The organism is Deltaproteobacteria bacterium, assembly GCA_018668695.1.
Lineage (GTDB): Bacteria > Myxococcota > XYA12-FULL-58-9 > XYA12-FULL-58-9 > JABJBS01 > JABJBS01.
In genome coordinates, this window is the sequence record JABJBS010000106.1 from 1 (window position 1) to 13,223 (window position 13,223).

At 48.5% G+C, this 13,223-nt stretch carries 12 protein-coding genes; 4 read left to right on the plus strand and 8 right to left on the minus strand.

All coding sequences use genetic code 11. The annotated features are described in order from the left end of the window. Window positions 1–254: 254 nt before the first annotated feature. Window positions 255–1,097 carry a hypothetical protein gene (locus HOK28_06100; protein ID MBT6432645.1) on the minus strand — a complete coding sequence of 281 codons (843 nt, stop codon included), beginning with the start codon at window positions 1,095–1,097 and terminating at the stop codon, window positions 255–257. Window positions 1,098–1,330: 233 nt separating this feature from the next. Between HOK28_06100 and HOK28_06105 the strand changes: the two genes are divergently transcribed. Continuing rightward, window positions 1,331–1,714, plus strand: a complete 384-nt coding sequence (locus tag HOK28_06105) for an FHA domain-containing protein (GenBank protein MBT6432646.1) — start codon at window positions 1,331–1,333, stop codon at window positions 1,712–1,714. Beyond that, a complete protein-coding gene (locus tag HOK28_06110; protein ID MBT6432647.1) occupies window positions 1,711–2,637 on the plus strand; it encodes an MBL fold metallo-hydrolase in 927 nt (308 codons plus the stop codon). The genes HOK28_06105 and HOK28_06110 overlap by 4 nt, the downstream gene beginning before the upstream one ends. 2 nt (window positions 2,638–2,639) lie before the next feature. On the opposite strand, the gene HOK28_06115 is transcribed toward HOK28_06110, so the two are convergent. The 7 genes from HOK28_06115 to HOK28_06145 all read right to left on the minus strand — a co-directional run bounded on the left by HOK28_06115 (window position 2,640) and on the right by HOK28_06145 (window position 11,556). Continuing rightward, entirely contained in the window at window positions 2,640–3,557 is a 918-nt protein-coding gene (locus HOK28_06115) for a hypothetical protein (GenBank protein ID MBT6432648.1), read from the minus strand. 78 nt (window positions 3,558–3,635) lie between these two features. Next, entirely contained in the window at window positions 3,636–5,084 is a 1,449-nt protein-coding gene (locus tag HOK28_06120) for a GuaB1 family IMP dehydrogenase-related protein (GenBank protein ID MBT6432649.1), read from the minus strand. A gap of 140 nt (window positions 5,085–5,224) precedes the next feature. Further along, the gene (locus tag HOK28_06125; protein MBT6432650.1) at window positions 5,225–6,655 is read right to left on the minus strand and encodes a glucose sorbosone dehydrogenase; all 1,431 of its coding nucleotides are present in this window, start codon (window positions 6,653–6,655) and stop codon (window positions 5,225–5,227) included. Between the two features lie 102 nt (window positions 6,656–6,757). Beyond that, the gene (locus HOK28_06130) at window positions 6,758–8,800 is read right to left on the minus strand and encodes an NADPH-dependent 2,4-dienoyl-CoA reductase (protein MBT6432651.1); all 2,043 of its coding nucleotides are present in this window, start codon (window positions 8,798–8,800) and stop codon (window positions 6,758–6,760) included. Window positions 8,801–9,083: 283 nt separating this feature from the next. Further along, window positions 9,084–9,488, minus strand: a complete 405-nt coding sequence (locus HOK28_06135) for a hypothetical protein (protein ID MBT6432652.1) — start codon at window positions 9,486–9,488, stop codon at window positions 9,084–9,086. A gap of 445 nt (window positions 9,489–9,933) precedes the next feature. Next, window positions 9,934–10,689: a hypothetical protein gene (locus HOK28_06140; protein MBT6432653.1), complete on the minus strand. Its 756-nt coding sequence runs from the start codon at window positions 10,687–10,689 to the stop codon at window positions 9,934–9,936. Between the two features lie 9 nt (window positions 10,690–10,698). Continuing rightward, window positions 10,699–11,556, minus strand: a complete 858-nt coding sequence (locus HOK28_06145) for an SDR family oxidoreductase (GenBank protein MBT6432654.1) — start codon at window positions 11,554–11,556, stop codon at window positions 10,699–10,701. Between the two features lie 97 nt (window positions 11,557–11,653). On the opposite strand from HOK28_06145, the gene HOK28_06150 reads away from it, so the two are divergent. Both HOK28_06150 and mnmH read left to right on the plus strand, forming a co-directional pair. Beyond that, window positions 11,654–12,271, plus strand: coding sequence for a TetR/AcrR family transcriptional regulator (locus HOK28_06150; GenBank protein MBT6432655.1), 618 nt, complete (start codon window positions 11,654–11,656; stop codon window positions 12,269–12,271). Between the two features lie 42 nt (window positions 12,272–12,313). Further along, on the plus strand, window positions 12,314–13,223 hold a 910-nt coding region (gene mnmH / locus HOK28_06155; protein MBT6432656.1), incomplete at its 3' end, for a tRNA 2-selenouridine(34) synthase MnmH.

A 13,223-nucleotide genomic window follows, 5' to 3' on the forward strand; every position in this document is an offset into this window, starting at 1 on the left:
AATGAGATGTTGAAAACGTTGAATTAGTTGGTTGAAGAGAGGCAATGGTTTACCTAGTTAGCCTCAGTCTTAGCCTGAAATAGGTACTTTTACCCTGATTACACTCAATGATTGGACCGGGAAGAGTCTACGGAGAAGGTCTAGAGAGGCTCAGTGACCCAGTTGATCTCAGTGAAAGGAAAGCGTTGACCTGTTTGTCCTCAACTAAGAGTGTCGAATGACCCTATTAACCTCAGTCCGGACAATCATACAGACTATTCTGCAGATGGCGGGACCGTCTCAGATTCAGGAGAGGCACTCACTTCAGCTTCCGAGGGGTTACTTGGTTCAACCGGTTGAATAATAGTGCTGGCCCATAATGATCCAGGAGGCGCCGAAGTACCATATCCAGCGGGGCATGTATCGAAGCCTGAATCGTCGGCCCTCAGGATGGGCTCTTTAAGCGAATCATCTTGTGCCCAACAGAAGTGTCCTGATCGCCAAGCAAATATAGATTGCGGTGAGACCTTTATTTGAGACATCTTCTTACCGTGAATATTAATGATGAGATGTCCTCTAGCCGATATCTGGGCGGTCAGTTGAGGTAGCGCTATTGGAGACCCAAACCATGTATTGGGAATTAAGGCAGCTACGGAGATAATGAGCCGCGTTCGGTCGGCGTCCCTTGCAACGATGGCTTTACACGTCTCGGGCCAATTGGCCGCAGCACGCTCGGCATCTAGCGGATTGAGGGATAGGAGAAGAACACGGTAGTCGTCCAAGTTATCTGCCGGAACACCCAGCAGAGTACTAAGCGCTTTGGCTTTCGTGCCTTGGCCGAATGCACTTCTAAGTGGGAGCATGCCCTGAATGGTTGCGTCTACGGAGGCGGCTAATGCTTGTTCCTGACAATCTGAGAGGAAGGCGGCTCGCTGGAACCCAAAGCCGTCGCTAGCACTCATCAGTCCTAGGTTCCCAAGTTGTGCCTGGCCACTTGAGCTCGTGTAGTAGTGAATGTCTTGGAAACTAAAAACTCGCGGACTGCTGCAGCTGGTCATGAAGAGCAGCAGGAGCAGGCCCGTGGCGGTAATTCTTAAGTTAAAGCGGTAATTTTGCATGACCATTTCATTCGTTTCTAGCTAAACGTTCTATTACGTGAAGGGCATCGACGGATCTCGAGCTGACTTAAGTCCCATGGATCTTTATACATTTATCAGAAATACTATTTCGGAAATAGTTTGCCTCATTTTAGTTGATATTATTCAAATCAAAATGAAAGCAGTATTTGAAGAAACTAGCTGATATCGCTTATACTTTATATATTGAGACAGCAGTAGATAGAGGTGCTTTGATGTCCAGTGGGCATGATACGAACGAACATACAAAAAGAACGGTGCATGGTCAGTCGGCGGTTATGGGCCGTGCGCGGATTACCTACGGTACGCCTGCTCTTGAGCAGCTTAGCGGAGTAGGGGCACCAAGAATGATTCGTTTATTAGAGGACCGTTACGTCTTGGGCCGCTCGTCTCAATCTGACCTCGTGTTTGAGTGTGAACAAATGTCGAGACAACACCTCGAAGTTGTACGGATCGAACAAGGTTATTCCTTCAGAGATCTAGAAAGTACCAATGGTGTGTTCTTAAATGGGGTTCGCGTTCACAGTGTGAACTTATTTGATGGTGATCAGTTACAGATTGGTAACTTAGTTTTGGTATACCATGAGGCAGTGGCATGAGCTTTTATGCAAAATTTTGGGGCGTAAGAGGCTCGATTCCTACTCCCGGCCACAGAACACGAGTTTATGGTGGTAACACTTCATGTGTTGAATTCAGAATTAACGACCAATTATTTATATGTGATGCAGGAACAGGTTTACGGGAACTTAGCGAATCACTGCGCTGGCGTGATAATGTCCCATCCGAGTTTAATATGTTTTTCAGTCACTCTCACTGGGACCACATTCAAGGCTTTCCATTCTTTGAGGCAGCTTATTCTGCAGGAAAGACTATCAATGTTTACGGAGTGCAGTCGTTTGAGCATAAAACTCACTCATTGCTCTCGGGGCAGATGAGTAGCGACTATTTCCCCGTCGACTTTTCAGAACTCAGTGCTGATATTGTTTCGAAGACGTTGGACCCTAAAGGGACAATGGTTCAAGGGGTCAATATTTCTGTATTGAAGCAGCCACATCCCGGCGGAAGTAACGCCTATAAGTTTGTGAGTGATGGCTTGGTGGCTGTCTACGCTACAGATTGTGAAATCGACCTTTTCTTAAATCAAGGTAAGTTTGGTCCAGAGGAAAGAGCGAAAGAGAACCCTTCGGCTTTAAGGATATTGCCTGAAGATTATGTGGCCTTCTTTCAGGATGCTGACCTTGTGATTCACGATGCCCAATATACCGATCAAGAATATGTTGAAAAAGTAGGGTGGGGTCATCCTCGGTTTTCAACTGCGGTGGATTTAGCTGTTCAAGCTGGGGTCAAGACATTAGCCTTGTTTCATCATGATCCTGGTCATTCGGATACAGAGATCGATGGTATTGTTGAGCAGGCAAGAGCCCGGGCAAAGATGCACGGGGCCAATATCGAAATTCTCGCTGCACGTGAGAGTCTCGAATTGAGACTTGTTGATGAAGAGTATAAGCCGCCTAATGATTAATTCTAAAAGAATTTAAGCTCGCCGGTATTAACACTTCTGGACCGGACATTACGTTTCAGTGCCAGCGCATCAAAAGAATCCAGATAAAGCTCCACAAAGAGCTGACCCTTGTCACTGGATAAATCCTGAACGAGCGAGATACGTCCGGACCCAAAAGCCAAACTCATCGGATATCCTCGCGTGGCAATAGGCCACGTGTTTTGGATACGTGTACCATTTTGCTCAAGAAACCCTTTTAAGCGACCCACGATAGCATTGCACATATCACCGGCAACATCTTGTTCTTGGGTTGTAGCGGTAGAAGGCGCACTGGGTAACATATGTTCGCAGCATGCCCTCATCACCTCAGGCGACCCACTTACAACTACAGAGCCAGCGGTCTCGTGCCCATAGAAAGAAATCATTCCACTGATTTCGGACAGAGGCTCGAAGCTCGAACGAAGGTAAGATGGGCGCTCTTCGAAGTTTAGGTGGAAGGACTGCTTGATTGACAAGCGAGTACTGAACTCCATTGCGTAGGCGATAATGCGCGGAAAATAGCGTTTCTTAATGGCATCATTAATCGTCTTAACCTGCTCTTCGGAAGTTCCTTCAAGTTCCAGGTTTTTATCAGGGAGGTCTGGACGATAGTGCTTCATCAAGTTGGAGCTGGAACGAAGCCAGCAAATAGGAACCTCAGGTTGAGAGCCGCGGATCTCGGAAAGAATTTGGTCGCTTTCTGCTTCGTCTAAAACATTGCCATCAATGATAACGGCAGCCAGCGGCTCGGTATGTTTTAGGTATGCAGGAAGCCAACTGACATCCGAGGTGGCTATCATATGAAAATTGAGCGTTTTGATATGATCATGTAAGTGAGCGAGCCTGCCCATTCCAGAACCCAGCCCGGAGTCAATACAAAGAACCTCTCGCTTAGTGGTCAATTTACGGACACCCCATTTCGCCACTTAAGGGTATAGGTATGCCCAGTGCGTCACAATGTAAGCGAAAAACCAAATAGGTCAGCGGCGGACTTTACCGTGGGGTGTACCTTCACCGAAACCTGAAGCAGTTTGGACTCCGATGACAGCTGTTTGATGAAAATCATCAATGTTATCAACACCGATGTAAGTAAATGCAGACTGAACTCCGGTAATGAAGTTCACCAAGATCGCTCCGACATTTTCCAAACCAGGTCTTAAATAAATACGAGAAGTTGAGATACCCTCTTGGAAAAAGCTCTTCTTTGCTTGGTCAAAGGGGTCAATGCCGGTGGTTCGAAACTTGACCGCTCGGGCACTGGCCATTCCATAATTCTCTTTATAGAGGAAACCGTCTTTGTCTTCTTTGATATCGCCAGGACTTTCGAAGGTACCAGCGAGCGTCGTTCCGACCATCACTCGGCTCGCACCAGCTGCAAGATAAAGAGCGACATCACGTCCGTGGCGAACGCCTCCATCTGCCCAAACATGCTTGCCGAGTGCGCGGGCTGCATCGGCGCAGGCACGAACGGATGAAAAGGTGGGCCGTCCAACACCGGTTTGCATTCTCGTTGTACACATGGCGCCAGGTCCGACGTTTACTTTGATGATATCGGCGCCAGCTTCGATAAGCGCCCGAGTACCTTCGGCGGTGCAAACGTTACCCGCAACCAATGGGAAATTAGGGCCTACGACTTTGCGCACAGCTTTGAGTGCTTCAAGCATGCGTCGTTGGTGACCATGGGCTGTATCTAGGACCAATACGTCTACTCCCATTTCTACTAATTTCGCGGCTTGCTCGCCGGCTTGGGCAGAGATACCAACTGCTGCTGCGACCATAAGTTCACCTTTTGAATTAAGAGATGGTGACAACAATTCCATGCGTACGGCATCATCGCGGGTGATCACGCCCATAATTTCACCGGCTTCGTTCACTACTGGGGCTGCTTTTACACGTTGTTGTTCCATTTCGATAAAGGCTTCTCGATTTGAGATTCCAGCGTTAACGGTAACAAGGCGTGTTTGCATGAGATGAGCTGCAGGAGTGTATTGGTCTTTTTCGCGCAAGTCGGCGTGGGTGATAATACCCAGTGGTTTCTCATCGTCATCTACGACCACAACCATATCGTGTGCTCGTTTTAGAATCAGGCCTTGAACATCGCGTAGCGTAGCGTCACTCGTTACCCGCAGAGCTGTGTCATAAATAGGGTTCGCTTGTTTGATGTGGCGTACAATACGCTCGACCGTAGCAAGGTCCATATCCTGAGGTAGAACACCGATTCCACCGTAGCGGGCCATGGTTTCAGCCATGCGTTTACCCGTTACAGCGTTCATATTCGCAGCCACGATTGGATTTGAACTCCCGCCAAAATCGACTGGCGTAAGATTGACGTCCATGCGTGAGGTACCATCAAAATAAGTTGGTACGATGAAAACATCATCTAAGGAAAGCTCAAGTAGATTGTCTCGCTCTGGATTTAAGAACTTCATGGGTAGGTCTCCTACAAGGGCTTCTGTGTATTCACGGTATGAAAAGGGGAGATGTCCAGTGTCATAAGAACGACTCAGGACAAACTCCCGAAAGAAAAAAAATGAGTAAGTAAAGTACCGTAGTCTTAGCCCTAACGGGTTTATTCTATGGTTTCGATGAGCTTGAGGAACTCACCGGTGTAGAGAGATACAATGTAAATTTCACCATTCAAGTCTTCAACAAAGCTCGCAATGGTCTTATCGGTATCTGCGAGTATCATCTCTGAAGTGTAGCTAAGTGAGTCGCCGTTATCGGTTAAAGCCCATATATTGCCGCTGCCATAATCACCGTAGAGGTATTTACCTGATAGACTGGTTAGCTGAGTGCCCCGATATACATACCCACCGGTCACAGAATAACCTTGTGAGTGATTGTATTCGGCTACCGGGTCAATCATTCCTTCCGAGTCGCAGTTGGAAGAGCCGTAACAATGCTCTCCTTCTCGAACGTTCCAGCCATAGTTTCCACCATTGATGATGATGTCGATTTCTTCAAACTGATCTTGCCCCACGTCGCCAGCCCAAAGCGTGCCGTTTTCTCGGTCAAAGTGGAAGCGCCATGGGTTTCGTAATCCATAGGCATAAATTTCATCGGCGCCAGCGGTACCAACAAATGGGTTGTCGCTTGGAATCGAGTAGGCGTCTTCGCCACTGACATCGATACGCAAAATGGTGCCCAATAAGGTTTCTTTGTCTTGTCCATGGCCCAGAGGATCTCCGCTGGAACCACCATCACCCATTCCGATGTAAAGGTAGCCGTCGGGGCCGAACTCAATATGACCGCCATTGTGGTTGGTATAGGGTTGGTCAATCTCTAGAAGAATTTGTTCGGAATCGCTGTCACCTTCAGTACCGCTGGCGTTGGAAGAGAACCTAGAGATGATAGTTGCCCCAGGGCTGCCATTGCCAGTGTAGTTAACGTAGAAGTAGCCGTTGGTTTCGAAGTTTGGATCGAACGCGAAGCCAAGAAGGCCTTGCTCTTCTTTGTAGCCACCACCAGGGTCGTCGTATGCGCGTACTCGTGTTGCGATGTTGAGGTACTCTTCTTTGACTGATGTAGATCCGTCGTTCTCAAAATAGAAAATACGTCCACGTTGTTCCACGATGTACCATCGGTTTGGGTTACCGGGTGCTTGTCTCGCGATGAGTGGCCGGGTGAAATTGAGGCTTGGGAAAGCATTGACCAGTGAGATAGTCGTCTCAGGTTGTGTGTCGGTGGGGTCATCACTGGGGTCTGTTTCATCTGCAGCATCCGCTGGGTCGCTGGCATCAGAAGTATCGGTCGGATCGCTTTCGTCTGCTTCATCTACCGGATCGGCTTCATCTGAATCGTTTGATGCGTCGGCCGGATCACTGCTGTCGGCGGCATCGGTGGGATCGGTTTCATCTGAATCGTCTGATGCGTCTGAAGTATCACTCGGATCTGAGGTATCAGAAGATGCTGCGGCATCTGAAGTGTCAGTGGGGTCGGTGGTTTCATCACCAGAGCACGCCATTAAAAGAAAAAGAGCCATCCAAACAAGATTTTTCATTATGTCCTCGAAGTCGCTGTTTACATCATGGGGCACAGGGCCGGCGTGATTCTAAACCATTAAACTTCGTTTGGCCACTTAACCTTGGGAATGGTCTAAATTCTATAGTTCGGCAGCGAGCCGGGAGCCTTGATTGATTGCGCGTTTAGCATCGAGTTCAGCGGCCACATCGGCGCCTCCGATAAGATGCACTTGAACACCACTTTGGCTCAGCGTTTCCTGGAGGTCACGGCATGGAACCTGGCCGGCACAGACAATGACGTTGTCGACGTCTAGAACCTGAGTTTTGCCGTCGATACGGATATGAAATCCCTCGTCATCAATCTTTAGGTATTCAACCGCTCTGAGCATCTTTACATTTTTGTTCTTCAAGGTCGCTCTGTGAATCCAGCCGGTTGTTTTGCCCAGTTTTCCACCCAATTTTCCTTCGCTACGCTGCATCAGGAAGACTTCTCGGGCAGGAGGGTGGGGTTGAGCAGTAATACCTTCGATTCCACCCCGTACCTCATTGTTCGGATCGATGCCCCATTCTTTAAGGTATGCTTGAATATTGAGTGCGTTGGATTCACCTTCGTGAGTTAGATATTCAGCGACGTCAAAACCAATGCCGCCTGCACCAATGATGGCGACCTTTTTACCCACCGGCTTTTCGTTTCTGAGCACCTCAATGTAGTTGAGTACTTTGGGGTGGCCTTCTCCCGCTATGCTTGTCACTCGCGGTTTAACGCCGGTTGCCAGAACAACAGCGTCAAAGTTTTGCTCGATGAGTGATTGAGCCGATTGGCGCGAGTTGAGTTCTAAATTGACACCCGTCAATTCTATTTGGCGCTTGAAGTATCGAATGGTTTCGTAGAACTCTTCTTTGCCTGGGACTTTTTTGGCCATATTAAACTGGCCACCAATTTCACTGTCGGCATCAAAAAGTGTGACGTTGTGCCCTCGACCAGCTGCAACTGTAGAGTAGGCTAGCCCGGCCGGTCCTGCACCTACCACGGCGACACGCTTGGGAGATTTCGTGGGGAGATACTGTAGTTCAGTCTCAAAACAAGCGCGAGGGTTGACGAGACATGATGCTCGTAGATTCTTAAATGCATGATCTAGGCAGGCTTGGTTGCACCCAATGCATGTATTGATTTCGTCTTCTTTACCGTCGCGGGCCTTATTCACGAAGTCTGCATCGGCAAGGAATGGTCTTGCCATCGAGACCATATCCGCGTGACCCTTTGAAAGAACATCTTCCGCAACTTGAGGCATGTTGATTCGATTGGAGGTCACGAGAGGGATATTCACGCTGCCTCTGAGCTTTTCGGTAACCCAAGTGAAAGCGGCTCGCGGCACAGAGGTGGCAATGGTGGGAACACGGGCTTCGTGCCATCCAATACCGGTATTGATGATAGTGGCACCAGCTTCCTCGATGGCTTTTGCGAGTTGAACTACTTCTTCCCAGCTGCTGCCATCTTTAACGAGGTCTAGCATGGAGAGCCGGTAAACAATGATGAAGTCTTTACCAAGAGCTTCACGGGTACGCTTCACAATCTCAATTGGAAATCGAATGCGGTTTTCGTAGCTGCCGCCCCATTCATCGGTTCGCTTATTGGTATGCTTCACGATGAATTGGTTGATGAGGTAACCCTCGGAGCCCATGATCTCAACACCGTCGTATCCCGCGACTTTTGCCATCTCAGCACAGTTGACGAAATCGTCGACGGTCTTTCGGATTTTTCTTGGCGAGAGGGCGCGTGGTTTAAACCACCCGATGGGTGCCTTGATGGCGGATGGTGCGACATTCAGCGGGTGATAGCCATAACGCCCTGAATGGAGAATTTGCAGAACAATTTTACCACCGGCCTCGTGGACTGCTTCTGTTACAACAACGTGTTGTTTGGCTTCGCGCTTGTTGGTGAGTTTCGAGGAGAAAGGTTTGAGCCAGCCTTCGCGACTGGGAGCGACACCACCTGTAACAATCAGGCCAACTCCTCCACGAGCTCGCTCGGCGAAATAGGCAGCCAATTTGTCGAAGCCACCGCGTTCTTCTTCAAGCCCAGTATGCATCGAACCCATGAGCGTTCGGTTTTTAATGGTCGTGAACCCTAAATCTAATGGGGCTAGGAGATTGGGATATTTTTCGTGAACATCGTAGGACATAAGAGCCACCTTTTACGTGCAAAATAGAGCCTGACGCAGTTCGTCAAATTACACCGGGAGCCGGGTTTTGCCAAGCGTTTGGCGATTAAGGCGGAGTTATTGGGACAAGGGGCAGATCCGGGAAGTGCTGGGCACTCTGCCGGGCTTTAAATGCCTTAATTATCAGGGTGTTAGCTGGTCCTGAGAAGAGGTGCCAGTGGTAGGCCCTGTAGGTTGCTTCGGTCCTGTGGCTGGTCGCAGCGATTAACCAGGGCGATGTTTCCCCGATTTGAGCACCTACCGGTTATGCAACCGAGATGGTCAGCGCCCGCATTTGCCCCTCGATGAGTTGGTCCAACTGGCGGATGGTAAGCATCCCAAGCTCAACCAGCATTTCTCCAAGGTTTAGATGCCTGAGCCTTCGCTGCTCGTCGAGAGCATAGTGAAGTTGTTCTTCGCTTATAATTCTAAGATCGACAAGCACCTCACCGAGCATTCTGCGGTGAACCAAGCCTGTTCGACTTACCTCCCGTATTTGCTCAGCTAAAGCGGTATCAAGCTTGAACTGGTCAACTAAGCTTAGCCTTAGAAGAACTTCCCCTAAAAGCATTTTTTCAAAATGAGCTTGTTTGCAAAGAGCACTCTCTAGTTGTTCGGATGAGATCGAACCGCTCTCTACAAAAAATTCTCCTGAGTTCATAATAGTCATACGCCACCCCCACAAATACGAACCTACAAATTACCTCTGAACTATAAATTTTAGGGTTCTAATTTGAGAATCGTCAATCTTAAACCGGCTCTTCCGGTCGTGGGTACGCGCGCCGATTTCACGGTAAAGTGACTTCGCCTTGGATGATTTTATTTATGGCTAAGAACCACCCGAATATTGCTACATAATTTGATGTAACTTGGCCGACCAGTGAGTTGAATAATTGGGATCCTAGAAAAATAAATCGACACGACGGTACGATGAAGCCTGGTTCAATCAATCTAACTGGCGGGTTTTATTCACTGTATTCAGGGATTACATGGAAAAGAGAGGTGTCGCAGCGCCCGTCGTAAAGGGCTCAAATGAATTTGATAAAGCTGGGGTAATGTATGCTAGGAACCCACTTTTCGTAGAAGCAATTTGAGACTCAATGAGATTGAGCTCTTTATTCAAAATGAGCCCAAGCTTTGAAGCGTGGGGTTTGCTCTTTACCTACGTGCCCAGCGAATTGAACAGCGCCTGTGGCACCTCGCCATGTTTTCATCACTAAATCGTCTCCAAAAACAACTTCTCGGTTGTATTCAATCGCGAGTTGTTTTGGATTGGATGAAAGAGCGGGTGGGTTTGCGCCATATGCGTTTGCAGTGGTTGCTCGGACCCGAGCATCACCCATGTATTCGATGTAGCGTGCTTGGTTCACATGCTGAAGCATATCGATATCTGCGTTTCGGATTGTAATCGGAAATGACCACGCATCACGTGGCGTCTCTTCGAACGTTCCGGGAGTTTCAGGGGTGAGTAGGGCAGGGTCTACGCGTTCTCTGAGGTCATCTGGAACGCGGACCGCTCGTTGGTCCGAACCAATATGCACGCAAGTCACCAATGCTTGTGCAACCATAGCATTATCCCGAATTCTGTTGAGTTCGTGAAGCAGCTTGATGCTTGAGTTTCCCACTTTGAGAATCCCTAAGCTTGCTCGTAACTCAGTGCCAACATCAACGTTTTGACCGAGTGTGAAATGTTGAGCACGGATTGGTAGCTTTCCTCCGCGGCGCATGATGCCCGCGAACCCTGAATTTGGGTCTTGTAAGGCAGCCCAGCGAGCGTGCTCGTTGTATTTGAAAAATGTTGCGAGAGGAATACGGCCATGTCTGTCTATTTCGTAGCCGCGCACTTGTAAGGTTCTATCTATTTGCGCCATGTTTGTGACTTAGCCTGTTCTAAAGCGCTTATTCAAGTCTGAAATGGTCGCCGACTTGCGCCCGATGAAGTCGGCCATGCTTTTGTTGATACCCAAAACATCCGCGACTGCATCAAAAAACCACACAGGGGTAGCACGCATCAGCGGTACGATTCCGATGAACCCGGGCATTATTAGTTGCTTTTTCTCGGTTTGGATGGCGTTCACTATCTTATTAGCGACGTTTTTCTCTTTAAGGATGGGTAATATCAGAGGAAATCGCGTTGAAGCGCCCTTAAACATGCCAGTGTCGATGAAGAAAGGGCACACCACGGTAGTTTTTACGCCGGGTGAATTCTCGCGTAACTCCATTCTGAGGGCCTCATCAAAACCTACGGCAGCCCATTTACTTGCACAATAATCTGTTAATTTGGCCGCGCCAACCAGTCCGGCAGACGATGCGATGGTGACAATATGGCCAGAATCGCGCTTGAGCATCTCAGGCAAGAAGGCTTTTGTGGTCCAAAAAAGAGCCATTGTGTTCACGCCAAAGGTCAGCTCGATTTTCTCATCGGGGATGTCGAGGATGTTTTTGCCACTCACGATACCCGCGTTGTTGATCAAAACATCAACCGCTCCGACCTCTGCTAAAACTTCTTTGGCAACGCTGTATACAGTGTCGCGGCTGGAGATATCGCAAATATAACCATGACTCTTGTGGCTACCCACTCGGTCCAGTTCGTTACATACTGCTTCGAGGGCACTTTCGTTGATGTCCCAAATGACGAGTTTGGCACCATTACGGGCCATTTCCAGTGCAGTTAAACGGCCAATACCGCTGGCTGCACCTGTAATCAGAACAACTTTATCTTTCATGGACTTTTTCATGACGTTACCTCTCGCTTGCGAAATTCAAGAGTAAACTGACCAGTTTACTTTTGAGTCACACTAAGGTACAGTGACGCAATCTGTCAAGTGGTGAATGATGTTTACTGAATTGAGCTTTTCTGAACGAAAACGAGCAAGTGTGCTCATAGGGGCGGCAAAAGTCTTTGTGGAAGAGGGTTTCTCTCAGTCCACAATGGATCGTGTGGCTCAGGTGGCTGGCGTTAGTAAGCGCACGGTCTACAAACATTTTCGCTCCAAGCAGGAGCTTTTCAACATCATCGTTGATGGTATTTGGACACGTATTACTGAGTGGAGCGTGGAGTGGATGAACCCTGAAGGGGACCCTCACGAAGAGCTGCGTGCATTCGCGCTTGAGATGCTTCACCAAGTTTTGCACCCGGAAGTACTGCCTGTTTTGAGAATGGCCGCTGCGGAATTTATGCAACGCCCTGATTTGGGGCGACAATTCTACGAGCGCACGGGAAGCTTTGGCTTGGAAGACTTAAGTGTCTATCTGGGACAAGCTCACGAAAAGGGTTGCCTGGAGGTCGAAGACGCAGCACTGGCGGCGGCTCAGTTTCACGCATTGATTAAAGATCCATTGATGTGGCCTCAGATGATGGGTTTTCAAGCTGCCCCCACAGAGCACGAAACCGCTGAAGTCATCGAGCAGGCGATTACGCTTTTTTTGAGTCTCTACGGAAAAAAACGTTGATAGGGTTTTGTATTAAAGCGAAACAGGCTAGTGCGGGTTCAAATGAGTTTGAGCTTTCTTAAATGGTCAGAGTATTCGGAACATCCTGAATTCACCCACGTCATCGACGCGAGAACTCCGTCTGAGTTTGCTCAAGACCATATCCCAGGGGCGATTAACCTGCCTGTACTCTCGGATGATGAGAGAGTCCAAGTAGGGACAACCTACAAACGAGATGCTTTTCGAGCCCGTAAGATTGGGGCTGCGCTGATTTCCCGGAATATTGCAGATATGCTCGAAGGACCGCTTAAGGCCATGGATGGAAGCTTCTATCCCTTGATTTATTGCTGGCGTGGTGGTCAGCGGTCTCAAAGCCTCGCGCTTATTCTGTCTCAAATTGGTTTTCGAGTATCTGTTGTTGAAGGCGGTTATAAATCATACCGGCAGAAAGTCGTTGCAAGCTTAGATAGTTTGCCTGAGCAATTTGAGTTACGTCTGTTGTCCGGATTGACGGGTACTTGCAAAACGAAAATATTACTGATGATGAAAGAGCGGGGTTTTCAAGTGTTAGACCTTGAAGGCCTTGCGAACCATCGTGGTAGCCTTCTGGGGGTATCTCCGGAGACTATTCAGCCGAGTCAAAAAGGCTTTGAGTCTCATCTTGCGACAGAACTCCAGAGTTTCAATCCAGCAAAACCCATTTGGCTTGAATCCGAGAGCAATCAAATAGGCGCAATTCATATTCCCAGTGAGCTTTGGCGTAAAATGCGCTCAGCCAATGTGGTAGAAGTGACGGCTCCACTTGAGGCACGGGTAGAGTATTTGCTTGAAGCTTACGACTATTTTTGCCAGAAACCCGACTTTCTTAAGGAACGCATCGGCTGGTTAAAGCGTATTCGGGGCACAGAAAAGATAAAGTACTGGTTCGATCTGATTGATAGTCAGCAATGGACCGCTTTCGTAGCGGATATGC

Excerpts from the sequence above, each read along its gene's own strand:
- HOK28_06100 (MBT6432645.1), bottom strand. The coding sequence starts at position 1,097 with ATGCAAAATTACCGCTTTAACTTAAGAATTACCGCCACGGGCCTGCTC.
- HOK28_06105 (MBT6432646.1), top strand. The coding sequence starts at position 1,331 with ATGTCCAGTGGGCATGATACGAACGAACATACAAAAAGAACGGTGCAT.
- HOK28_06110 (MBT6432647.1), top strand. The coding sequence starts at position 1,711 with ATGAGCTTTTATGCAAAATTTTGGGGCGTAAGAGGCTCGATTCCTACT.
- HOK28_06120 (MBT6432649.1), bottom strand. The coding sequence starts at position 5,084 with ATGAAGTTCTTAAATCCAGAGCGAGACAATCTACTTGAGCTTTCCTTA.
- HOK28_06125 (MBT6432650.1), bottom strand. The coding sequence starts at position 6,655 with ATGAAAAATCTTGTTTGGATGGCTCTTTTTCTTTTAATGGCGTGCTCT.
- HOK28_06130 (MBT6432651.1), bottom strand. The coding sequence starts at position 8,800 with ATGTCCTACGATGTTCACGAAAAATATCCCAATCTCCTAGCCCCATTA.
- HOK28_06135 (MBT6432652.1), bottom strand. The coding sequence starts at position 9,488 with ATGACTATTATGAACTCAGGAGAATTTTTTGTAGAGAGCGGTTCGATC.
- HOK28_06140 (MBT6432653.1), bottom strand. The coding sequence starts at position 10,689 with ATGGCGCAAATAGATAGAACCTTACAAGTGCGCGGCTACGAAATAGAC.
- HOK28_06145 (MBT6432654.1), bottom strand. The coding sequence starts at position 11,556 with ATGAAAAAGTCCATGAAAGATAAAGTTGTTCTGATTACAGGTGCAGCC.
- HOK28_06150 (MBT6432655.1), top strand. The coding sequence starts at position 11,654 with ATGTTTACTGAATTGAGCTTTTCTGAACGAAAACGAGCAAGTGTGCTC.